Below are 22,715 nucleotides of genomic sequence, written 5' to 3' on the forward strand. Positions count from 1 at the left end.
GACCGCCGGGTGACGGCCCGGTGACGGTCAGGTGTCAGCGGATCCGGAATCGGGATAGGCGGCAGCGTGCTCTGCCTCCAGCCGTGCGCACTCGGCGCGCCAGGCCGCCATCTCGTCGACGTAGTCTTCGAGCACGCAGATGGCGCAGCCGCCGGCACAGCAGTCGGGACGGTCGGGCGCTGGCGGCAGTACCAGCGGGGGCGGTTTCATGACCATCGAGCCCCCACCTGAAGCCGTCCCTGAGCAGCGACCCTGGCGCTGTCCAGCGGGGTGCCGCCCGGCCACTGCAGGTGGGTAACCCGCAGCACGCCGTCGCCGGTCTGGACGCGGATGCCGTCGTCGGCCACGTGCAGCACCTGGCCGGGCGCGGCGTCGTGATGGTCGGTGCCTGCCTCGGGCTGCGCCAGCCACAGCCGCAGGCGATCTTCACCCTGGGTGGTCCAGGCCACCGGCACCGGGTTGAAGGCACGGATGCGACGGGCGATGACGGCCGCCGGTGCAGTCCAGTCGATGCGGGCCTCCGCCTTGTCCAGCTTGGCGGCGTAGGTCGCCCCCGGCGGCTGCGGGACAGCGGTGAGCTGCCCCTGTGCCAGACCGGCGAGGGTATCGACGATCAGCTGTCCGCCCAGCACTGCCAGGCGATCATGGAGATCAGCGGCGGTGGTGTCGTCGCCGATCGGCACGGCGCCCCGCATGAGCATGGGGCCGGTATCGAGCCCGGCGTCCATCTGCATGATGGTGATGCCGGTCTCGCGGTCGCCCGCTTCGATGGCGCGCTGGATCGGCGCTGCCCCGCGCCAGCGCGGCAGCAGCGAGGCATGGATGTTGAGGCAGCCGCGAGGCGGAATGACGAGGGCCGCGGCTGGCAGGATCAACCCGTAGGCCACCACCACCATCAACTCGACGTCGAGCTGCCGCAGCAGCGCCTGCGCCTCGTCCCGGAACCGGTCGGGCTTGTGGCAGGGCAGGCCATGCCGGTCGGCGCAGTCAGCGACCGGTGACGCACTGAGCTTGCGGCCGCGCCCGGCCGGGCGGTCAGGCTGTGTGAACACGCCGGCGACGTCGTGGCCGGCGGCGATCAGGGCCTCCAGCGCAACCCCGGCGAATGCCGGCGTTCCGGCAAAGGCGATGCGCATCAGGCGCGCTTTTCCTGCTTGAGCAGCTTTTTCAGCAGGCGGTCGCGTTTCAGCGAACTGAGGTAGTCGATGTAGAGCTTGCCGTCGAGGTGGTCGATCTCGTGCTGAATCGCCTGCGCCACCAGGCCCTCGGCGGACAGCGTGAACGGCTGACCATGACGATCGAGCGCGTTCAGTTGCAGCCGGTTGTAGCGGCTGACCTTCTCGGTGAAGCCGGGCACCGACAGGCAGCCTTCGTCCATCACCTGGCGGTCCTCCGGCTGCATCACCTCGGGGTTGATGATGACCAGCGGCGCCGGTTGGTCGCTGTCTTCGCCGCAGTCCATCACCGCGATCCGCAGGTCGACACCGACCTGAGTCGCAGCCAGGCCGACACCCGGGGCGTCGTACATGGTCTCGAACAGATCGTCGATCAAGGTCTGCAGGGTGTCGTCGAACACGGTGACCGGCTTCGCCTTGATGCGCAGCCGCGGGTCGGGGTGGTGGAGGATGGGGAGAATCGCCATGGGATTTGATCAGCGCCTACTAAATCTTGCGAAACAACTGCGGCTTTGGCGTTCAAGTCTTTGCCGCATCAGGGAATCGTGCAAGAATCCGACGACCTTTTCGGGGAGTGCGGATATGGCCCAGTATAGCGGTTCGGCCAGCTGGATCGGCGGTGTGGCCGCCATTGCGCTGTTGGCGGCAGGGTGTGCGAGCACGGCGCCGGCACCGGTGACGACCGAGGCGCCACCGCCCCCTGCGCCGGCCCCGGCCGCTGCGCCCGTCGCGGCATCGGCGCCCGCTCCGCGGCCGACGGCCCCGGTGGCAGTGCGAGAGGATGCGCCGCTACGCTATGTCGTGCAGCCCGGCGATACCCTCTGGGGTCTGTCGAAGCGCTTCCTGGTGGAACCCTGGCAGTGGCCGGAGATCTGGTACGTCAACGAGCAGGTGGCAAACCCGCACCTCATCTACCCGGGTGACGTGCTGACCCTGATCATGCGTGACGGCCGGCCGGTGCTTCAGCGCGATTCGGCGCCCGCCCACGAGCGGGTGTTGCGGCTGGGGCCACAGGTGCGCGAGCTGGCGCTGGACCAGGCGATTCCGGCAATCCCGCTGGAGGCGATCCGCGACTTCCTCAACAGCCCGCGACTGGTGGATGCCGATGAGCTGAAACGGGCGCCGTACATCATCGCCTTCGGCGAAGATCAACTGATCGCCGGCGCCAACAGTCCGGCCTATGTTCGCAACGTGCCCGCCGACAGCGATTACCGCTGGGCCGTGGTGCGGCCCGACGAGTCGATCGTCGACCCCGAAACCAAGGATGTGCTCGGCTTCGCCGCGACCCCGGTGGGGGGGCTGGAGATCCGCGAGTATTCCGAGCCGGCGGCCTACGGCTGGCTCACCGTCAGCGAGATGGAAGCGCGGGTGGGTGATCGTCTGATCGCCATCGAGGACCTCAACTTCGATGCCCGCTTCCATCCGCGGGCGCCCACCGAGGCGGTTGATGGCCGTATCGTCTGGATCGCCCAGCAGCGGCTGCAGGCGACCCAGTATCAGGTGGTGGCCTTCAATCGCGGGCTCGATCACGGGCTGGTGCCCGGCCATCTGCTGACCATCCGTGAATCCGGCCGGGTGGTGACCGACCCCTACACCAAAGGCGATGTGGTGCTGCCGGACCGTGAGATCGGCAACCTGATGGTGTTCAAGGTGGGCCCCCGACTCGGCTTCGGACTGGTGCTGGATGCGACCCGGCCGGTGCAGCGGCTGGACCGCGTGGTGCATCCCGACGGCCCGTGAATGACGCCGCCACCGCGGCCTGGTTGCGGCTGGTCCGCTGTGCCGGGGTCGGGCCGGTGCTGGGCCAGCGCCTGCTGGCGCATTTCGGCGACCCGCAGACGCTGTTCGATGCCGGGCCCGGCGCCTGGCGCAAGCTGGGGCTGGCTGAGGCGCCGATGGCCGCACTGCAGCAACCGGACGAGGCGGGCATCGCCGCCGATCTCGCCTGGCTTGACGGCAGCCCGCGGCGACAGTTGCTGCCACTGGACGATCCCCGCTATCCGGCGCGCCTGAAGAGCCTGCCCCATGCGCCCTTGGCCCTGTTCGCCCTGGGAGACCCCGACCTGCTGCCACTGCCGCAGCTCGCCATTGTCGGCAGTCGGGCGGCCTCGCCACAGGGGCGCGCCAACGCCACCGCATTCGCTGAGGCGCTGGCCCAGCGCGGTCTCACCATCACCAGTGGGCTGGCGGCCGGCATCGATGGTGCCGCCCATGAGGGCGCGCTGAGCGCCGGCGGCTTGACCATTGCGGTCTGTGCGACCGGGCTGGACCAGGTCTACCCGGCGCGGCATCGGGCGCTGGCCCACCGCATTGCCGAGCAGGGGTTGCTGCTGTCGGAGTTCCCGGTGGGGGTCAAGCCGCTGCCGGAACATTTCCCCCGTCGCAACCGGCTGATCTCCGGCCTGTCGCTGGGCGTGCTGGTGGTGGAGGCGGCGCACGGGTCCGGGTCGCTGATCACGGCACGGCTGGCGGCGGAACAAGGGCGTGAGGTGTTCGCCATCCCCGGGTCTATCCACAATCCCCAGGCACGCGGCTGTCATCAGCTGATCCGGCAGGGCGCCAAGCTGGTGGAATCGGTGGACGACATTCTGGAAGAGCTGGGTCCGCAGGTCGGCCCGGCCTGGCGACAGGCGCTGGGGGAGGCTCCCCCGTCCGACACGCCCGAGGCCGACACCGACCCGCTGCTGCGCGCGCTGGGCGACGAGGCCCTGGATGTCGACAGCCTGCTGGTGCGGGTAGGGGGTGACCTCGGCCAACTGGCATCGGCCTTGCTGGCACTGGAGTTGTCCGGGCAGGTGGTGCAGACCGGCGATGGCCGCTACAGCGCGGTGCGAAAGCCGGTGGTGTGACGGCGATGGCATGTCTTGTGCAGTCACCGAACCGTCACGCCGTCAGTCTTTATACTGGGTGACCGCAGCCCACTGCCCGCAGCCCAAGGAGAGCCGATGAAAGAGACCGTCCTTGATGTGCTGATGTACCTGTTCGAGCACTACCAGTCGGTGGAGTTCAGCGACAGCGAAAACTTCGAAACCCTGCGTGATGAACTGATCGCGGCCGGATTTCCTGACGAGGAAGTGGCGCATGCCTTCGCCTGGCTCGACGGCCTCACGCGCAGCCGACAGCTGCCGATCATCTTTGGCCCGAGCAACGCGCTGCGCTGCTATGCCCGCGAGGAAATGCAGCGGATTCCCACCGATTGCCGGGGCTTTCTGCTGTACCTGGAACAGCTCGGCATTCTGCCGCCGCCAGCCCGCGAGCGGGTCATCGATCGCCTCATGGCACTCACCGAGGATATCGACCTGGAACGGGTCAAATGGGTCTGTCTGCTGGTGCTGATGAACGAAGAAGACGCCGACGAAGCCTTCGCGCAGGTCGAGGAAATGGTCTACTACACGGGCGATTTCCTGCACTGAGGCCGGGGTCGCCGCAGCGCCCCGCCCGCCGGGGGCCTCACCGTGTCATCCGGGCAACATGCCGGGGGGCGCGGCTTTACATGATGGTCGGCCTGCCTTTATAAGCCGCCCCTCCGGGTGGTTCCTGGCCACCCCCCGCTGGACAGGACATGAGCAAATATCTGGTTGTCGTCGAGTCGCCCGCCAAGGCGAAGACGATCAAGAAGTATCTGGGCAGTGACTACGAGGTGCTCGCCTCGTACGGTCACGTGCGCGATCTGGTGCCCAAGGACGGGGCGGTCGACGTGACCAACGCCTTCGCCATGAAGTACCAGGCGATCGAACGCAACGACAAGCATGTGCGCGCCATCCAGAGTGCCTTGCGGCATGCCGACGGCCTGCTGCTGGCGACCGACCCTGACCGCGAGGGGGAGGCCATCTCCTGGCATTTGCTGGAGTTGCTGAAAGAGCGCAATGCGCTGAAGAACAAGACGGTGCAGCGGGTGGTGTTCCACGAAATCACCCAGCGTGCCGTGCGCGATGCGGTGGAACATCCGCGTCAGGTGGCCGACGATCTGGTGAACGCCCAGCAGGCGCGCCGGGCGCTCGATTATCTGGTCGGGTTCAACCTGTCGCCGCTGCTGTGGCGCAAGGTGGCGCCGGGGCTGTCGGCCGGCCGCGTGCAGAGCCCGGCGCTGCGCTTGATCTGCGAGCGCGAGGAAGAGATCAAGGCCTTCATCCCGCGCGAATACTGGTCACTCATTGCGCAGGCCGACAAGGCCGGCACGGCGTTCACCGCCAAGCTGATCGAACTCGACGGGCAGAAGGTCGAGCAGTTCACCGTCACCGATGGTGGCGGCGCCGAAGCCGCCCGCGAGATGCTGCTCCGCAACAGTGGTGGCCAGCTGTCGGTGGCGGCGGTCGACAAGAAGCAGCGCCGGCGCAACCCGGCGCCGCCGTTCACCACCTCGACCCTGCAGCAGGAGGCCAACCGCAAGCTGGGGTTCACCTCCACCCGCACCATGCGCACCGCCCAGCAGCTGTACGAGGGGATCGACCTCGGCGGCGAAACGGTCGGTCTGATCAGCTACATGCGAACCGACTCGGTGACCCTGTCACAGGATGCCCTGGCAGAACTGCGGCAGGTCATCACGCAGGAATACGGCGCTACCAGTTGCCCGCCGGAACCCCGCTTCTACAAGGCGAAATCGAAGAACGCACAGGAAGCCCACGAGGCGGTGCGGCCGACCTCGTCGCTGCGCACGCCGAAATCGGTGGCACGCTTTCTCGGCCCCGACCAGCTCAAGCTCTATGAACTGATCTGGAAGCGGACGGTGGCCTGCCAGATGACCCAGGCCGTGTTCGACACGGTCACTGCGGAACTGCGGGTCGACGGCCGCAATGCCTTTCGCGCCAATGGCTCGGTGTTGGTTGAGCCGGGGTATCTGGCGGTCTACAACGTGTCGCTCGATGTCGGCGAAGAGGCCGAGGACGATGACAAGCGGCTGCCGCCATTGGAAGTGGGGGAGCAGGTGACGCTGGCCGACATCCTTGCCGACCAGCATTTCACCGAGCCGCCGCCGCGCTACACCGAAGCCAGCCTGGTGAAAACGCTGGAGGCCTACGATATCGGCCGCCCGTCCACCTACGCATCGATCATCAGCACCCTTCAGGCCCGCGACTACGTTCGGCTGGATGGCAAGGCGTTCCTGCCCACCGATGTCGGCATGATCGTCAACCGCTTTCTCACCGAGCATTTCGAGCGCTATGTCGACTACGACTTTACCGCCAACCTCGAAGACCAGCTCGATGCCGTGTCGCGCGGTGAGCAGCAGTGGCAGCCGCTGCTGGCAGCGTTCTGGAAGGACTTCAAGCCGCGGGTCGACGAGAAGATGGAGCTGCGGCGCGAAGAGGTGTCGGAAGCCCGCGTGATCGGCACTGATCCGGTGTCCGGCAAGCCGGTCAGTGCCCGCCTCGGTCGCTACGGGCCGTTCGTGCAGATCGGCACCAAGGACGACGAGGACAAGCCGCGCTTTGCCTCGCTGCGGGCCAATCAGCGCATCGATACCATCACGCTGGACGATGCCCTGGCGCTGTTCACCCTGCCGCGCATGCTCGGCCACCTCGACAGCGGCGAAGAAGTGGCCGTCAACATTGGTCGCTTCGGCCCCTATGTGCGCTACGGCTCGCAGTTCGTCTCGTTGAAGAAGGACGATGATCCGTACACCGTCGAGCTGCCGCGCGCCATCGAGCTGATCGAGCAGAAGGCCGCCGCGCTGGAAGCCGCCACCCTGGTGCGGTTTGGCGATACCGGCATCCGCATCATCAAGGGTCGCTTCGGGCCCTACATCACCGACGGTGAACGCAAGGCACCGCTGCCGCGCGGCAAGGACCCCGAGGCGCTGTCGGTGTTCGAGTGTGAGGCCTACCTGACCGAAGCCGCTGCCGCCAAGAAGGCCGGCAAGGGTAAAGGCAAGGCCAAGACCAAGTCGGCGCCGGCGAAGAAGGCCACTGCGGCCAAGCCGGCGGCAAAGAAAAAAGCGGCACCCAGGAAAAAGGCCGCGCCGAAGAAGAAAGCGCCCGCCAGCAAGGGGAGTGGCGCCGCTCGCAGCACGCCGGGCTGAGTTGTGGTGATGCCGGCCGATGCAGGGATCAGCCCGGTTCATCTGCGACATGCGGTCGCGGCGCTGCGGCAGGGGCGGTTGCTGGGCTATCCCACCGAGGCGGTGTGGGGGCTCGGCTGCGACCCGCGTGACGACGCCGCGCTGATCGCGTTGCTGCACCTCAAGCGGCGTGACCCGGCCAAGGGCCTGATCCTGGTGGCAGCCGATTTCGACAGCCTTCAGCCCTATTTGCGAACACCCGCGGCATCGGTGCTCGCACGGGCCATGGCGACTTGGCCGGGGCCGGCCACCTGGGTGTTCGCCGCCGCCGACACGGTGTCGCCGCTGCTGACCGGTGACCATGACAGCCTGGCCGTGCGCGTCAGTGCCCATCCGGTGGTACGGGCGCTGTGTCGAGCCTTCGGCCATCCCCTGGTATCGACCAGCGCCAATTCGAGTGGTCAGCCGCCAGCGCGCAGCCGCGTGGACCTGCAACTTCGATTCGGCCCCGGCCTGGCGGTGATGCCCGGCGCCCTGGGCGGCGCCCTGCAGCCCACGCCCATTCGCGATGCGGTCAGCGGGGCGATACTGCGCGCATGAATTCGACGACACCCGCTGCTGCCGCCTCCGATGACCCCTTCGTGGGCCGTGTCAGTCAGTGGCTGCACGACCTGCAGAACCACCTGTGCGGTGCACTTGAAGCCTTCGAGCCCGAGGCCCGCTTCCGGGCCGATGTCTGGCGCAAGCCGCCGGACAGCCCGCTGCAGGGCGATGGCGATACCCGGGTGCTGGAGGGCGGTGCGGTATTCGAGCGGGCCGGGGTTGCCCGCTCGCGGGTGGCCGGCGCGGCGCTGCCGCCTTCGGCCACCGCCAGCCGGCCGGAGCTGGCCGGGCGTCCGTTCACCGCGACCGGGGTGTCGGTGGTGTTTCACCCCCGCAATCCGCATGTGCCCACCACCCACTGCAACGTTCGCATGCTGGCGGTCGGCGGTGATGGACGACCGCCGGTACGCTGGTTTGGCGGCGGTTTCGACCTGACGCCGTACTACGGCTACGAGGATGACGCCCGCGACTGGCACCGGGCCGCTGCCGCGGCCACGGGCGCGCACTACCCGGCCTTCAAGCGTCAGTGCGATGACTACTTCCACCTGCGCCACCGCAATGAACCCCGTGGCATCGGCGGCGTGTTCTTCGATGACTGGCAAGTCGGCGGTGATGAGGCGGCCTTCGCCCTGACGCAGCGGGTGGGCGAGGCCTTCTGGCCGGCCTATGCGCCGATCGTGGCGCGCCGGAAGGACCTGCCCTGGGGCCCCCGCGAGCGGCAGTGGCAGTGCCAGCGGCGCGGCCGCTATGTCGAATTCAACCTGGTGTGGGACCGCGGCACCCTGTTCGGGCTGCAGTCTGGCGGGCGCACCGAGTCCATCCTGATGTCGATGCCGCCGGAAGTGCACTGGGCCTACGACGCCCGGCCTGCGCCGGGCTCGCCGGAAGCGGCGCTGCTGCAAGATTTTCTCGTGCCGAAAGACTGGATTTGATAGATACTGACTATCACGCCCCCCGCCTGAGCGGCCCATGACCCTCACCGAACTCCGCTATCTGGTGAACCTCGACAAGGAGCGCCACTTCGGCCGCGCCGCAGAACGCTCCTTTGTCAGCCAGCCGACGCTGTCGGTGGCGGTGAAGAAGCTCGAGGACGAACTGGGCGTGATCCTGTTCGAGCGTAACCGGGGCGAAGCCAAGCCGACGCCGGTGGGCGAACGGGTGATTGACCAGGCCAAGCGGGTGCTGGCCGAAGCCAAGCGGGTCGAGGACCTGGCGCGCGAAGGCCGCGACGAACTCAGTGGTCCGCTGCGGCTCGGGGCCATCTACACGGTGGGTCCCTATCTGCTGCCGTCACTGGTGCCGATGCTGCGCAAGGCGGCGCCGCGGATGCCCCTGGTGATCGAGGAAAATTTCACCGTCAAGTTGCTGGAGCAGCTGCGCGACAACGAGATTGACGTCGCCATTCTGGCCCTGCCGATCGATCTCACCGGGCTGTCGGCCTGGGCGGTCTACGATGAGGCCTTCGTCGTGCTGGTCCCGCCCGAGCACCCCTGGGCCCAGGAGTCGGCGATCCCGGCGAAGAAGCTCGCCGGCGAGCCGCTGCTGTTGCTGGGGCCGGGGCATTGTTTCCGCGAGCAGGTGATCGAAGCCTGCCCCAAGTGCGTCGAACCCGATGCCCACGGGCCGCGGCCGCAGACCGGCAGTTCGCTGGAAACCATTCGCCACATGGTGATCAGTGGCCTGGGCATTACCGTGTTGCCGCAGTCCTCGGTGGAAAACCGCCCTGACGACACCTCGCTGGTGGCACGGCCGTTCGTGGCGCCGGCACCGAGTCGGCGTATTGCGCTGGTGTGGCGCAAGTCGTTCCCGCGGCAGAAGGCCATGCGGCTGGTGCGTGACGCCATCCTTGGTAGCGCCATGCGCGGCGTGCAGCTGTTGCCGGATGAACCACCGCTGGTGAGCTGAGAGCATGTGAAAAATTAGTTGAGGGCGCGGCCACAAAAAAGCCCCGGTGATGCCGGGGCTTTTTCGGTGCAGGCGGGTGCTCAGCGTGCCGAGTGGCCTTTCAGCTCGACCTTCACCTTTTCGTGCTCGGCGAGGCCCTCGTAGTACTTGCGCAGCACGGCCAGGACCTCGGGTCGTGAGAACTCGAGGGGCACGTCATCCCCTTCGCTGAGCATCTTGCGCAGCTTGGTGCCGGAGATGAGCAGATGGTCCTTGGCGTCGCCCGGGCAGGTGCGGGCGCTGGCCATGCCACCGGTGCGGTAGCTCCAGAAGGTCCAGTCGATCTTCAGCGGCCGGGTGTGCAGCGCGTCGGCGGGGATCTCGTCGAATATCTGCTGGGCGTCGAACGGGCCGTAGAAATCGCCGACGCCGGCGTGGTCGCGGCCGACGATCAGGTGCGAACAGCCATAGTTCTGGCGGAACAGCGCGTGCAGCAGCGCTTCGCGCGGGCCGGCGTAGCGCATGTCGAGCGGATAGCCGGACTGCACCACGGTGTCCTTCACGAAGTAGTTGTCGAGCAGCACCGAAATGGCCTCGGAGCGCACTTCGGCGGGAATGTCGCCCGGCTTCAGCTTGCCCAGCAGCGAGTGAATCAGCACGCCATCGCAGACTTCGATGGCGATCTTCACCAGGTGCTCATGGCTGCGGTGCATCGGGTTGCGGGTCTGGAAGGCGGCCACGGTTTTCCAGCCCTTGGCCTCGAACATCGCCCGCGCCTCGGCAGGGGTGTGGTAGAGGCCCGGGTACTTCTGCGGGAAGCCGCCGTCCGACAGCACCTTGACCGGGCCGGCCAGGTTGACTTCGCCCTGTTCCATCACCATTTTCACCCCGGGGTGGCTGGGGTCGGTGGTGCGAAACACCTGTTGGCACTCATGCGCCTTGTCGATGCGGTATTTCTCGGTGACCCGCAGGGTGGCGATGATCTCGCCGCGTTCGCCGTCGAACAACGCCACCTCGTCATTCAGCGACAACGCCTTGGCGGATTCCTCGGAGACCGACAGGGTGATCGGAATCGGCCAGAACAGGCCGGACGCCATCTTCATGTTGTCGCAGACGCCCTGCCAGTCGGCCTGGCCCATGAAGCCCGACAGCGGGGTGAAGCCGCCGATGCCCAGCATGATCACATCGCCGACCTCGCGGGAGCTCAGGGTGATCTGTGGCAGGCCGGCTGCACGTTTCTGTTCCGCCGTGCGGGCATCGCCTTCCAGCAGCAAGGGCTTGAGGGTGTCGGCGCCATGCGGCGGGACCAGTTGGGACATCGGCAGATTCTCCTTCGGTGGTGACGCGGTTTCGCGCTGCGAGTCGCGGATTCTACGTGAGCAGCAGGTGCAACCCAATGACCAAAAGGAGTAGGGCGAAGGCTCGCTTGAGGGTTTCCGGCCGTGCCGCATGGGCCAGCCGGGCGCCCAGCGGGGCGGTGGCGATGCTGAACAGGCCGATCCCCACCAGTGCCGGCAGCAGCACGTAGCCGAGCGACGGCGATGGGATGCCGGGCACCGACCACCCGTTCCAGATGAAGCCGAACGCGCCGCCCCAGGCGATCGGGATGCCGGCGGCCGCTGCCGTGCCTACCGCGCGGTGAATGGTCAGGCCGCGCAGACTCAGGTAGGGCACGCTGAGGGAGCCGCCACCGATGCCGATCAGGGCGGCGGCGGCGCCGATCACGGTGCCGGCGCCGAACAATTCCGGGGTGCCCGGGCCCGGGCGGGCGGCGTCATGATGCGTCGTCGGTTGCCGGCCCACGGCCATCTGCGCAGCGACCAGCAGCGCGCCGGTGCCGACGATGTTGCGCAGCAGCGCCCCGCTGAGATGATCGGCAACCTCGGCGCCGATCCAGGCGCCGAGCAGCAGGCCCGGCGTTAGCCGCAGCAGGACGGGGCCATCGACGCCACCACGGCGCTGATGGGCAGCGGCCGAGGACAGGCTGGTGAAGCTGATCACCGCCAGTGAGGTGCCGATGGCGACCTGCATGGTGACCGCCTCGGCGACCCCGAGGTGGGGCAGCAGCAGCGCCAGGATCGGCACCATGATCAGGCCGCCGCCGACGCCGAAAAGGCCGGCCAGCAGGCCGGCGAAGGCACCAGTGGCAGCAAAAATCAGCCAGTCCGTCATCGCGACTCCCTAGAATGGGCCGCATGGTAGCCAATCAGACAGGTGTGCGATGTTGAGTGGGGTGCGGTTCGGCTTGGGTGGGGTTCTTCTGGCCTTGAGCGTAGCGGTGCCGGCAGCCGAGCCTACGGCGCAGCAGGCGGCGTTCGAATCGGCGCTGGCGGCGGTACGTGACGACCAGCTGTTGGTGGTGCCGCCGCTGCTGCGGGGCTATCCGCTGCTGCCCTATCTGGAGGGTACGGTGGTGCAACGGCTGATTGCCCGTGATCGGCCCGAGGCCGATGCCGCCTGGCCGGCGTTCCGCGAGGCACATCCTGACCACCCCTGGCGGCGGGATCTGGAACGCGAGTGGTGGCGCAGTCTCGCGCGCCGGCAAGCGTGGCCCGTGTTGCTGGCGGTCATGCCGCAGCCGCCGGAGTTGCCTGACCTGCGCTGTGCCCACCTGCAGGCGCGTCTGGCGAGCGGACAGCGCGATGCGGCGCTGGTGCGCGATATCCAGGCGGTGTTTCGCACCGGGCAGTCGCTGCCCGAGGCCTGCACCCGGCCATTCGAGTGGTTGCGCGATAGCGGGCACCGACCGGCCGCCCTGGTCCGCGAGCGTTTTGACCTGGCGGTGGAGGCCAGCGAATGGGGGTTGGCCCGGTACCTGCTCCGACTGCTGCCGGAGGACCAGCGCGCCCATCCGACACGGTCCTTGCAGCTGCGCAGTGATCCCGGCACGGCGCTGCCGGCGCTGCTGGCAGCGCCGCCGAAACCGTTACCGGTTGAGGACATCATGGTCGGGTGGCGTGCGCTCACCCGTGCCGACCCCGAAGGTGCAGCGCGCCTGGCCCCCCGGATCGCCGCGCTCCCGGGCCTGCCGGCGGATGCACGGGCGGCCGTCTGGAGTGGACTGGGGCTGCGGCAGTCGTGGTCGCGGCTGCCGACCGCGCTGACGTATTTCCGCAAGGGGGGCGCCGCGGATGACCTGACCCATGCCTGGCGGATTCGCGCTGCCCTGTGGGCGGGGGACTGGCAGCAGGCGGATGCCTGGCTGGGCATGCTGCCGCCGGCCATGGCCGAAGAAGCCCGGTGGCGCTACTGGCGGGCGCGGGCACGGCAGGCGGTGGGCGATGTGGCGGCGGCCAAGGCCGGTTTCGAGGCACTTCGGTCTGCCAACAACGTCTACGCCCTGCTGGCGGCCTGGCGTCTTGGTGAGGCGGTGGTCCCGCGGCCGGCGCCCGGGCCCCCGGCCGACCCCGCGGTGCAGGCTGATCTCGAGAAGCACCCGGCCATCCGGCGGATGCAGGAACTCCATGCACTCGGCATCCGCGACTGGTTCAACCTGGAGTGGTTCGCCTTCATGGCCGGGCGTGATGCAGCGTTTGCCAACCAGGTGTCACGGTTCGCGTTTGCCCAGGGCTGGTGGTTGCACGGGGTCGCGGCTGCAAGCCAATCCCAGATCTTCGATGACTTCGTCCGGCTGTATCCGCGTCCCTATGACGCCGGGGTGATGAAGGCCGCCGCCGAAACCGGGGTCGCGCCGGCCTTGCTCTATGCCGTGATTCGGCAGGAAAGCCTGTTCGAGCGTCAGGCGGTATCCCGCGCCAATGCGTTCGGGCTGATGCAGCTGCTGCTGCCAACGGCCCGCAGTGTGGCGCGGCGCCACGACCTGCCCCGGCCGGACCGCGACGACCTGTTTGACCCCACCGTCAACATCCCGCTGGGTGCGCGCTACCTCATGGAGATGCGGGACCGCTTCGACGGCCAGTGGTTGCCGGCCATGGGCGCCTACAACGCGGGCCCCAACGCGGTGGCGCGGTGGCTCCCGGAGCAGCCGATGGTCCCAGACGTGTGGATGGAGAACATCCCCTACAACGAAACCCGTGAATACATCGGCAAGCTGTTGTGGCATCAGGCGGTCTTCGGCTGGCTGGCCAGCGGTGAGCCGCAGCAGCCGGCGACGTACCTGCGGCCGGTGGTACAGCCGGCGCCATGACCCTTCGCCGCTACCAGGTCGGCGGCGCGGTGCGCGACCGCCTGCTCGGACGCACGCCGACCGAGATCGACTGGGTGGTGGTCGGCGCCACCCCCGAGGCGCTGCGGGCGCTGGGCTATCGCCAGGTGGGGCGTGACTTCCCGGTGTTCCTGCACCCGCAGACCGGCGACGAACACGCGCTTGCCCGGACCGAGCGCAAGGCGGGCGCCGGGCATCGCGGGTTCGTGGTGCATGCCGATCCGGAGGTGACCCTGGAGATGGATCTGGCGCGTCGCGATCTCACCATCAATGCCATCGCCGAGGATGAGGACGGGCAGTTGATCGACCCGTATGGCGGCCAGCGTGATCTCGAGGCGCGGGTGTTCCGCCATGTGTCGGCGGCATTCGCCGAAGATCCCTTGCGAGTGCTGCGACTGGCGCGGTTCGCCGCACGCTTTGCCGATCTCGGATTCACGCTGGCACCGGAGACGGCGACCCTGTGCCGGCAGATGGCGGCGCGTGGCGAGCTCGCCGAACTGTCAGCCGAGCGGGTCTGGCAGGAGACGGCACGGGCGCTGATGGAGAGCCCGCGTCCCAGCGTGTACTTCGAGACCCTGCGCAGCCTGGGCGCGCTCGACAGCTGGTTCCCCGAGCTGGCGGCGCTGTTCGGGGTCCCGCAGCGGGCGGAGTATCACCCTGAGATCGACACCGGGCTCCACACCCTGATGTGTATCGACCACGCTGCACGCCAGGACTACCCGCTGCCCGTGCGCATCAGCGCACTGACGCACGATTTCGGCAAGGCGCTGACGCCGCCCGCGGTGTTGCCACGGCATCCGGGGCATGAGGCGCGCGGTGTGCCGCTGGTTACGGCCTTCTGCGACCGCCTGCGGGTCCCCAACCGTTGTCGCGAAGTGGCCTTGATCCACACCCGCGAGCACCTGCTGATCCACCAGGTTCGGCAACTGCGTCCGACGACGCTGCTGGCGCTGCTGGAGCGCCTGCAGGCGTTGCGGGCGAGCCCGGTGTTCGCCGCGATCTGCCAGGCGAGCTACTGCGATGCGCGCGGGCGGCTGGGGCTGGAAGACTGTGAATACCCGCAGGTGGCCTATCTGCAGGCGGCGGCGACAGTGGCCGGGGCGGTGCAGGCACGAGAGCTGATGGGCGATGGCGTCGAGGGCGCCGCGCTGGGGGCGGCGTTGGCAGCGGCCCGGGTCGAGGCCCTGCGCGAGTGGCGGGAAGCCGGACAGGGGGACGCCGCGCGCGGGCTCGGGTAAACTCCGCCCTCCCTCAGATCTCAAGTGGCTGGAGCGCGCCCGTGGAACACAAAAACCACGATCAGGAATTCGTGATCAATTTCGGTAAGGTGATGGCTGGCCTGGGTGCCATCTTCGCCATCTGCATCATCGCCGCGTCACTGCTCGGCGGCGCCGACGTTCGTGACGACGCCGCGGCCCTGGCGCAGGTCGATGCCCGCACCGCGCCGCCCGGCATGGTGGTGACCGACCCTGCGATGCTGGTCAAGGTGTCCAATACCGCCAAACGCGAGCCCCTGAGCGGTGACCAGGTGGTCGCGCAAGTTTGCGCCGCCTGCCATCAGGCCGGCGTGTTGCAGGCGCCGAAGATCGGCGACAAGGCGGATTGGCAGGCCCGGCTCGGCCAGGGTTACGACACCCTGGTGAAGCATTCGGTCGAAGGCATCCGGCAAATGCCGGCCAAGGGTGGTGACCCGGATTTGACCGAAGATGAAATTGGCGCGGCGGTCAAGGTGATGATCGAGAAGTCGGGCATCACACTCTGATATCGCAATCGCCGGACCGCAAAACCGCCGACCCCAGGGTCGGCGGTTTTTTTTCGCCTGTCATATGGAATCGCTAGGCTTCTGCGCGGCACAGATTGACGCGGCGCGCCCGGTCGGGTTCACTTCGGTGATTCAGGGGTGGTGGGCCAAGTGCACCAATAGAGTGCGCCGACGCCCGCAGCAGGGATTGTCATCATATTCACGCTAGGAGCAAACCATGCAGCATGCAGGTAAATGGGTCATCGCGGCCGCTGCCGCGGTGCTCGCCGCACCGGCCATCGCCGCCGACGGTGAAGCACGGATTTACGGGGATTTCCGCTACGCCCTGGTTCACAGCGATGCCGAAGGCACGCCAGCCGACACCGACCTCGCCGGGACCAATGCCCACGCCGGCGTCTCGCTGCAGGTCAGCGAAGGCGACTACAGCGCGACCGTGGTCTATGAGCGGACGCTGGCCAATGACGACAGCGTCACGCAGCTGGACAGCGTGCGGCAGTCGTACCTGCAGGTGGGATCACCCTACGGCACGGTCATTTACGGCCGGGCGCCGACCGCCTACAAGGTCTCGGGCGAGAAGCTTGACCCGTTCTTCAACACCGGTATCGGCACCATCTCCGGTGCCGGGTTTGCCGATGCACCCGCGCCGGTGCTGGGCCCCAACTACGGTCTGTCGGCGCTGACCTCCGACACCGTCGGCAACGGCTTCATCAACAACCAGATCGCCTATGTGTCGCCGACGCTGCACGGGGTGACGCTTAATGCGGCGGTGTTCATCTCTGAAAACGCAGGTGACAACGAGGACCACGATTTCGGTCTGGGCGCGGAATGGAACCACGACGCCATCACCGCCGGCGTGCAGTACCTCAATCTCGAGTCGACGCTGGCCAACAACCCCAATGCCAACTTCAACGCCGGCCTGCCGGTGCCGGCCGAGGCGCTGCGCTTCTATGGCGGCTACAAGGCCGAGACCTGGGGCGTGAGTGCCTCCTGGGAGCCGATCGACCTGAAGAACGGCGGGCTTGATCGCGACTACTACTTCGGTGCCGGTTGGCTGAAGGTGCTGCCGCAGACCACCGTGGCGGCCTCCTACGGCAATACCGAGGGCACCCCGTTTGAAGGCGACAGCCTGTCACTCGGCGTTTTCCACGAGCTTTTCTCGTCGCTGGAGGTCTATCTGGCCGCCCGCCACACCGACCGCGATGCCGGGGTGAGTTCGGCCGACTACGTGGCGGGGATCAATTTTGGCTTCAGCCTGGCGCACAGCGGCACGTTCTAGGCGGGTCATGCGGAGTTGGGGGCGGGGTGAGAGCCGCCCCCGATAACAAGTCTCCGGCCACGGTTGGCACGGGGGTTGCTTTAACGATGGGGGAACCGCACACATCATCGTGTACGGCATCTACTCGGACGAATCAGGAGAGTCTTTGATGAACTTCAAGCGTTTGGCGGTTGCTGCAGCTCTGGGGTCGGCAACGGTTTCGGGGGCGGCGCTGGCCGAGGTTTCGGTCAATGTGGGGGTTGCGAGCCAGTACTTGTTCCGCGGCTTGGAACAGGGCCCGGGAGCGGCTGTTTCCGGTGGTATCGACTACGCCTCCGAATCCGGTTTCTACGCTGGTACCTGGGCTTCTAACATCGGGTTTGCATCGGCAAGCGGCTCCTCGGCAGAGGTCGACTTCTATGCTGGTTTCGGCGGCGAAGCCGGCGGTGTTGGCTACGATCTCGGTGCGATTTATTACTGGTACCCGGAAGAAGATGAACCCGGTTCACCGCCGACGTCGAACAACACCATCGAGTTCTACGGCAGCGTGTCGATGGGGCCTGTGTCACTCGGGACCTACATTGCTCCGGATACCTACTTCGGGATCGATGAGTCCGCGTACGGTTTCAGCCTGGGCTTTTCGGCCCCGGTTTCCGAAATGCTGAGCTTCGATGCTTCAGTTCAGTACAACGGAGGCGATGCCAACGAAATCATCGTCGCAGGAATCACCGGCGTCATGGAAGAGTATCTCGACTACAGCATCGGCCTCTCCGCCGAGTCTGAATCGGGTCTGTCCTTCGGTCTGGCCCTGGTGGCCACCGACATCGACGATGACGACATCAAGCCGGTCATCAGCGGTGGTTACTCGTTCTAAGCAGCACCGTGGTGAAAAGAGCCGCCTTCGGGCGGCTCTTTTTTTGCCTGGCCGTCAGGCGTCGCTGTCCAGCGCACGGTAGCCCAGGGCTTCGGCCATCATCGGGGGCTCGATGCGGGGCGCTTCGACGAGATCGGCCACGGTCTGCGCCACCTTGAGCGCCCGGTGGGCGCCGCGGGCCGACAACTGCAGGCGGTCCATTGCCTGCACCAACAGGGTGCGGGCGGCATCGCTCACTGGCAGCGCCGCCACCGCGGCGGCCGACAGGTCGGCATTGGGCCGTCCCTGGCGGGCCATCTGGCGGGCCAGGGCGGCGGTCACCCGCCGGCGGATCGCCGCCGATCCGGGGCCGCTGGGCGGGGCAGTATCGAGCACCGCCGCGCGCTCGGCGCGGGGCACGAACAGTTGCAGGTCGATGCGGTCCAGCAGCGGGCCGGACAGCCGGGCGCGATAGCGGCGGACCGCATCGGGCGTGCAGCGGCAGTCGCGGCCGCGATCGCCGAGATAGCCACAGGGGCAGGGGTTCATCGCCGCCACCAGCTGGAAGCGGGCGGGGAAGGTGACCTGCCGCGCCACCCGCGCCACATGCACCTCGCCGGTTTCCAGCGGCTGCCGCAGCAGGTCAAGCACTGCACGCGGAAACTCCGGCAGCTCATCAAGAAATAGAACGCCACGATGGGCGAGGGTGATCTCCCCCGGCCGCGGCTGGCCGCCGCCGCCGACCAGGGCCATGCCCGACGCCGAGTGGTGGGGCGCGCGGAACGGCCGCTGCCGCCATCGCTCGGGATTGAATCCCTCGTGGCTGATCGAGGCGATGGCCGCCACTTCCAGCGCTGCGGGGGTGTCCAGGGGCGGCAACAGCCCCGGAAGACGGCTGGCGAGCATCGACTTGCCAGCGCCCGGCGGCCCCACCATCAGCAGCGAGTGGCCGCCAGCGGCGACGATCTCGAGTGCGCGTTTGGCCTGGGCCTGGCCGCGGACCTCCCGCAGATCGGGGTGCACCATATCGGGGCATTCGGGCGGCGGCGTCGGTGCCGGTTTGAGACCTTCGCCGTGAAGCGCGCCGCAGACTGCCCCCAAATGGTGCGCCGGCAGAATGTCGGCGTCGGGGCAGCGCTGGGCTTCGGCGGCGTTGGCCGCCGGCAGCAGCAGGCGGTGCTGGCTGGCGGCCGCCTGCAGTGCCGCGGGCAGGGCACCGGTGACCGGCCGTAGTGCGCCCGATAGCGACAGTTCGCCCAGCACCTCGACGCCATCAAGGCTGCCGGCTGGCAGGTCGCCCTGGGCCAACAGAATGCCAAGGGCGATGGCCAGATCGAAACGGCCACCATGCTTGGGCAGGTCGGCCGGGGCCAGGTTGATGGTGATGCGCCGCTGTGGGAAGTGGTAGCCGCTGTTGACGATGGCGGCACGGACCCGGTCCTTGGCTTCGCGCACCGCGGCCTCGGGCAGGCCGACGATATTCAGCGCTGGCAGGCCGTTGGCGAGGTGAACCTCAACACTGACGAGATCGGCGGACAGCCCGTTCTGGGCGCGCGCCAGGACCGTGGCAAGGGCCACGGCCGCTCAGGGGGCCCGGTCGCGCTCGCGCTCCAGCGCTTCCATGCGCGCCTCTAGGGCTTTCAGACGGGATTGGGTGCGCTGCAACAGGTCGGCCTGTACGTCGAAACGCTCGCGCGACACCAGGTCGAGCTTCTCGAGGTGAGCCCGCAGCACGGTGCGGAAGTTGTCCTGCAGCTCGTGTCGCAAGGCGCTGAGCCCGGGCGGCAGCACGCTGGTGAGGCGTTCCGTGAGGGCATCGAGGGCACGAGGGTCGAGCATGGCGCCAGTGTACCTGCGCCAGTCAGACCCTGCTGTGGTCACCGTTGGCACGGTCCCTGCTTTCCCGGTGTCGGCGTCCGGGTAACAGGCTGTCCGGACAACCGACTACATCGCTACTAGGAGTGATTCGATGAAATTGATCGCAGCCATCATCAAGCCGTTCAAGCTCGACGAGGTGCGTGAAGCGCTCTCGGATATCGGGGTGGCCGGTATCACGGTGACGGAAGTTAAGGAAACACTGATCAAGTGTCTGAATTTTGCGCCGCTCCGCACTTGGGCGCCAAGAGTCGGCTGACTTTGCGGTTTTCAGCACGTTTGGCATGAGAATCGCTCAGTTCTTCCCGATATTCGGGCTCTTTCGCATATTTGCCCACTGATTCTGCTTGCTGCAGACGCAATTCATCTGCTGGGCTCGGGGATTCGTCGGGCGGCAATCAGCAGATTGGCCAGCCCGAACAGGCTGTAAAGCTGGGCGGTGTTCTTGAACAAGCCCCGATAGCGAGCCTTCCGATGCCTGAACAGGTTCTTGATGATGTGAAATGGGTGCTCGACCTTGGCACGCAGGCTGGATTTCAGTTGTTCGGTTTGCTGAAGCAGCCGTCCGCCTTCGGTGTCAGGGAGTTTGCGTCGCTTGCCCGGTCGCATCGCGATCTGCCAGGCGACGGTGTGTTCGGGGTTGCACTCTTCCCGCTTCTCCACACCCTGATAGCCCGCATCACCATGGGCGTGTCGCTCTTCGCCATGCAGCAGGGCATGGGCTTGGGTGATGTCAGCCACGTTACCCGCCGTGCCAATGAGGCTGTGCACCAGTCCCGAGGCGGCATCTACGCCGATATGGGCCTTCATGCCGAAGTGCCACTGGTTGCCCTTCTTCGATTGATGCATCTCAGGATCTCGCTCGCCTGCTTTGTTCTTTGTCGAAGGCGAAGCAGCAATCAGGGTGGCATCGACAATGGTGCCTTCCCGCATCAGCAGTCCCTGTTCGGCCAGGTGTCCCTTGATGGTCTCGAAGATCAGCTTCGTCAGCCCGTGGGTTTCCAATAGCCGCCGGAACTTCAGCACCGTGGTGGCATCCGGGGACGACTCCCGTCCCAGATCAATGCCGACAAACCGGCGAATTGCGCCAGAGTCGTAAATCGCATCCTCGATCCCCTCGTCGGAGAAACCAAGACATTGCTGGGCAACGTACATCCGCAGCATGCGTTCACAGCCTAGGGGAGGTCGACCATTGCCCGCCTTCGGGTAGAAGGGATCGATGACCGCAAGCAGTGCAGGCCAGGGCGTTGCGGCATCAATCTTCGATAAAAACCGATCCTGCCGCGTCTGACGTGGCTTGGCGGCATATTCGGCATCAGCAAAGCTGCGCTGCTTCATCACCCTCATCCCCGTGGAATTCGTCAGCAATATTTTCTCATGTCCAGTCAATCGCAAAAAGCGTTTGAGGGGACTTGATCAGTGTTTCCTTAAGGGGTTTGGGCGGCAGAAAGGGCACACCGAGCTGTATCGGGGTGCCGAATACGTGGTGGATTTTCTGCCCAAGGTGAAGATCGAGGTCGCCGTCGATGACGACAAGTGCGACACCGCCATCGATGCCATCACCAAGGCCGCTCACACCGGCAAGATCGGTGACGGCAAGATTTTCGTGTTCGCCCTGGACCAGGCCATCCGCATCCGCACCGGTGAAACCGGCAAAGACGCCCTTTAAGGAGCTATCGAGATGATCCGCAATGCTTTTTATGCGTTGATGTTGGCCGCCAGCTTCGGCCTCACCACCGCCTCGGCGCAAGACGCAGCGCCGCCTGAAGAGGCGATGGAAATGATGGACGAGGTGATGGCGGTCGAAGCCGACGCCGCGCCTGTCGAAGTGATGGAAGAAGCGGTTGAAGAGGTGGTGGTGGAAGTGGTGAGCCCGGCCGAAGTGGCCTACGCGCTCGACACCTTTTACTTCCTGATCTGCGGTGCCATGGTGATGTTGATGGCCGCTGGCTTCGCGATGCTGGAGTCCGGCCTGGTGCGGTCGAAGAACACGGCCGAGATTCTCACCAAGAACATCGGCCTGTTCGCCATTGCCAGCATCATGTACATGATCTGTGGCTACGGGATCATGTACCCGGGTGATGCGGCGATGTCGCCGTACTTCCCCGGCTTCGGCAGTCTGCTGGGGGCTTCGGACAACGAAACCGCGGCGGTGCTTGCCGGTGGTGACGGTGCGCCGTACTACTCCGGTCTGTCGGACTTCTTCTTCCAGGTGGTGTTCGTGGCAACCGCCATGTCCATCGTCTCCGGCGCCGTTGCCGAGCGCATGAAGCTGATGTCCTTCTTCACCTTCGCCATCTTCATGACCGCCTTCATCTATCCGGTGCAGGGCTTCTGGAAGTGGGGCGGTGGCTGGCTCAACGAAGCGGGCTTCCTCGACTTCGCCGGTTCCGGCGTGGTGCACATGGCCGGTGCCACGGCTGCCCTGGTCGGCGTACTGCTGGTCGGCGCGCGCAAGGGCAAGTACGGCGCCGACGGCAAGGTGCACCCGATTCCGGGCGCCAACCTGCCGCTGGCTGCCCTCGGTACCCTGCTGCTGTGGTTCGGCTGGTTCGGGTTCAACGGCGGTTCCGAGCTGAAGATCTCCAACGTCGGTGAAGCCAACGCTGTCGCCCTGGTGTTCGTCAACACCAACATGGCGGCTGCCGGTGGTGCCATCGCCGCCATGATGTTCTCGAAGATCCTCTTCAAGAAAGCCGACCTCACCATGCTGCTCAACGGCGCACTGGCCGGGCTGGTGTCGATCACCGCTGAACCGCTGACGCCGACCCCCGGGCTGGCCACGCTGATCGGTGGCATCGGCGGCATCATCGTGGTGCTCTCGATCCTCGGCCTGGACAAGATGAAGATCGACGATCCGGTCGGTGCCATCTCGGTGCACGGCGTGGTCGGCATCTGGGGCCTGCTGGCGGTGGTGCTGTCCAACAGCGACGCCACCCTCACGGCGCAGCTGCTCGGCATCGCGGCGATCTTCCTCTGGGTTGCGGTGACCTCGGCCATCGTCTGGCTGGTCATCAAGCTGGTCATGGGCCTGCGCGTCTCCGAAGAGGAAGAAGCGATGGGTACCGACATCTCCGAATGCGGCCTTGAGGCCTACCCGGAGTTCACCAGCAAGTAAGTCGTACCGCTGGATCTTGCCACCGGTCTC

Annotated in this window: 21 protein-coding genes and 2 pseudogenes; 15 read left to right on the top strand and 8 right to left on the bottom strand. The window is 66.8% G+C overall.

The window, feature by feature from the left end; translation table 11 throughout:
- Positions 1-27: 27 nt before the first annotated feature.
- From JN531_RS08130 to def, 3 genes are read right to left on the bottom strand one after another with little or no spacing between them, the layout of a single operon-like run.
- Positions 28-210, bottom strand: a complete 183-nt coding sequence (locus JN531_RS08130) for an oxidoreductase-like domain-containing protein (RefSeq protein ID WP_228348367.1) — start codon at positions 208-210, stop codon at positions 28-30.
- Positions 207-1,136, bottom strand: a complete 930-nt coding sequence (fmt, locus tag JN531_RS08135; RefSeq protein ID WP_228348368.1) for a methionyl-tRNA formyltransferase — start codon at positions 1,134-1,136, stop codon at positions 207-209. Before fmt ends, JN531_RS08130 begins: the two co-directional genes overlap by 4 nt.
- Positions 1,136-1,642 carry a peptide deformylase gene (gene def, locus JN531_RS08140; protein ID WP_228348369.1) on the bottom strand — a complete coding sequence of 169 codons (507 nt, stop codon included), beginning with the start codon at positions 1,640-1,642 and terminating at the stop codon, positions 1,136-1,138. The genes fmt and def overlap by 1 nt, the downstream gene beginning before the upstream one ends.
- A gap of 115 nt (positions 1,643-1,757) precedes the next feature.
- On the opposite strand from def, the gene JN531_RS08145 reads away from it, so the two are divergent.
- From JN531_RS08145 to JN531_RS08175, 7 genes are all read left to right on the top strand, one after another.
- Positions 1,758-2,915 carry a LysM peptidoglycan-binding domain-containing protein gene (locus JN531_RS08145; protein WP_228348370.1) on the top strand — a complete coding sequence of 386 codons (1,158 nt, stop codon included), beginning with the start codon at positions 1,758-1,760 and terminating at the stop codon, positions 2,913-2,915.
- A complete protein-coding gene (gene dprA / locus JN531_RS08150) occupies positions 2,912-4,024 on the top strand; it encodes a DNA-processing protein DprA (protein WP_228348371.1) in 1,113 nt (370 codons plus the stop codon). The genes JN531_RS08145 and dprA overlap by 4 nt, the downstream gene beginning before the upstream one ends.
- 96 nt (positions 4,025-4,120) lie before the next feature.
- Entirely contained in the window at positions 4,121-4,588 is a 468-nt protein-coding gene (locus tag JN531_RS08155) for a Smg family protein (protein ID WP_228348372.1), read from the top strand.
- Between the two features lie 149 nt (positions 4,589-4,737).
- Entirely contained in the window at positions 4,738-7,191 is a 2,454-nt protein-coding gene (locus tag JN531_RS08160; RefSeq protein ID WP_228348373.1) for a DNA topoisomerase I, read from the top strand.
- A gap of 9 nt (positions 7,192-7,200) precedes the next feature.
- The gene (gene tsaC, locus JN531_RS08165) at positions 7,201-7,770 is read left to right on the top strand and encodes an L-threonylcarbamoyladenylate synthase type 1 TsaC (RefSeq protein ID WP_228348374.1); all 570 of its coding nucleotides are present in this window, start codon (positions 7,201-7,203) and stop codon (positions 7,768-7,770) included.
- A complete protein-coding gene (gene hemF, locus JN531_RS08170; RefSeq protein WP_228348375.1) occupies positions 7,767-8,705 on the top strand; it encodes an oxygen-dependent coproporphyrinogen oxidase in 939 nt (312 codons plus the stop codon). The genes tsaC and hemF overlap by 4 nt, the downstream gene beginning before the upstream one ends.
- Before the next feature lie 37 nt (positions 8,706-8,742).
- Positions 8,743-9,678, top strand: a complete 936-nt coding sequence (locus tag JN531_RS08175) for a hydrogen peroxide-inducible genes activator (RefSeq protein ID WP_228348376.1) — start codon at positions 8,743-8,745, stop codon at positions 9,676-9,678.
- An 80-nt stretch (positions 9,679-9,758) separates the two neighbouring features.
- Here the strand turns inward: JN531_RS08175 and sat are convergent, their stop codons facing one another.
- The gene (sat, locus tag JN531_RS08180; protein ID WP_228348377.1) at positions 9,759-10,976 is read right to left on the bottom strand and encodes a sulfate adenylyltransferase; all 1,218 of its coding nucleotides are present in this window, start codon (positions 10,974-10,976) and stop codon (positions 9,759-9,761) included.
- A gap of 52 nt (positions 10,977-11,028) precedes the next feature.
- A complete protein-coding gene (locus JN531_RS08185; RefSeq protein WP_228348378.1) occupies positions 11,029-11,829 on the bottom strand; it encodes a sulfite exporter TauE/SafE family protein in 801 nt (266 codons plus the stop codon).
- Between the two features lie 73 nt (positions 11,830-11,902).
- On the opposite strand from JN531_RS08185, the gene JN531_RS08190 reads away from it, so the two are divergent.
- The 5 genes from JN531_RS08190 (at position 11,903) to JN531_RS08210 (ending at position 17,713) form a co-directional block, all read left to right on the top strand.
- Positions 11,903-13,804 carry a lytic transglycosylase domain-containing protein gene (locus tag JN531_RS08190; protein WP_228348379.1) on the top strand — a complete coding sequence of 634 codons (1,902 nt, stop codon included), beginning with the start codon at positions 11,903-11,905 and terminating at the stop codon, positions 13,802-13,804.
- Positions 13,801-15,060 carry a multifunctional CCA addition/repair protein gene (locus JN531_RS08195; protein WP_228348380.1) on the top strand — a complete coding sequence of 420 codons (1,260 nt, stop codon included), beginning with the start codon at positions 13,801-13,803 and terminating at the stop codon, positions 15,058-15,060. Before JN531_RS08190 ends, JN531_RS08195 begins: the two co-directional genes overlap by 4 nt.
- A gap of 41 nt (positions 15,061-15,101) precedes the next feature.
- Entirely contained in the window at positions 15,102-15,584 is a 483-nt protein-coding gene (locus tag JN531_RS08200; protein ID WP_228348381.1) for a c-type cytochrome, read from the top strand.
- A 217-nt stretch (positions 15,585-15,801) separates the two neighbouring features.
- Positions 15,802-16,860: a porin gene (locus tag JN531_RS08205; protein ID WP_228348382.1), complete on the top strand. Its 1,059-nt coding sequence runs from the start codon at positions 15,802-15,804 to the stop codon at positions 16,858-16,860.
- Between the two features lie 148 nt (positions 16,861-17,008).
- Positions 17,009-17,713 (top strand): TorF family putative porin, encoded by a 705-nt coding sequence (locus JN531_RS08210; RefSeq protein ID WP_228348383.1) that lies wholly within the window; start codon positions 17,009-17,011, stop codon positions 17,711-17,713.
- Between the two features lie 54 nt (positions 17,714-17,767).
- On the opposite strand, the gene JN531_RS08215 is transcribed toward JN531_RS08210, so the two are convergent.
- Positions 17,768-19,270: a YifB family Mg chelatase-like AAA ATPase gene (locus JN531_RS08215; protein WP_228348384.1), complete on the bottom strand. Its 1,503-nt coding sequence runs from the start codon at positions 19,268-19,270 to the stop codon at positions 17,768-17,770.
- A 6-nt stretch (positions 19,271-19,276) separates the two neighbouring features.
- Positions 19,277-19,531: an accessory factor UbiK family protein gene (locus tag JN531_RS08220; protein ID WP_228348385.1), complete on the bottom strand. Its 255-nt coding sequence runs from the start codon at positions 19,529-19,531 to the stop codon at positions 19,277-19,279.
- 130 nt (positions 19,532-19,661) lie between these two features.
- Here JN531_RS08220 and JN531_RS08225 point away from each other — a divergent pair.
- A pseudogene (locus tag JN531_RS08225) lies at positions 19,662-19,763 on the top strand (P-II family nitrogen regulator); the annotation flags it as partial.
- A 167-nt stretch (positions 19,764-19,930) separates the two neighbouring features.
- Here JN531_RS08225 and JN531_RS08230 read toward each other — a convergent pair.
- Positions 19,931-20,905 (bottom strand): IS5 family transposase, encoded by a 975-nt coding sequence (locus JN531_RS08230; RefSeq protein ID WP_228349980.1) that lies wholly within the window; start codon positions 20,903-20,905, stop codon positions 19,931-19,933.
- Positions 20,906-20,993: 88 nt separating this feature from the next.
- Between JN531_RS08230 and JN531_RS08235 the strand changes: the two are divergent.
- Together JN531_RS08235 and JN531_RS08240 are read left to right on the top strand one after the other, a co-directional pair.
- Positions 20,994-21,236 (top strand): annotated as a pseudogene (locus JN531_RS08235) (P-II family nitrogen regulator); the annotation flags it as partial.
- Positions 21,237-21,398: 162 nt separating this feature from the next.
- A complete protein-coding gene (locus JN531_RS08240) occupies positions 21,399-22,685 on the top strand; it encodes an ammonium transporter (protein WP_366522425.1) in 1,287 nt (428 codons plus the stop codon).
- Positions 22,686-22,715 lie beyond the last annotated feature (30 nt).

Origin of the sequence: Flagellatimonas centrodinii (genome assembly GCF_016918765.2) — a bacterium.
Taxonomy (GTDB): domain Bacteria; phylum Pseudomonadota; class Gammaproteobacteria; order Nevskiales; family Nevskiaceae; genus Polycyclovorans; species Polycyclovorans centrodinii.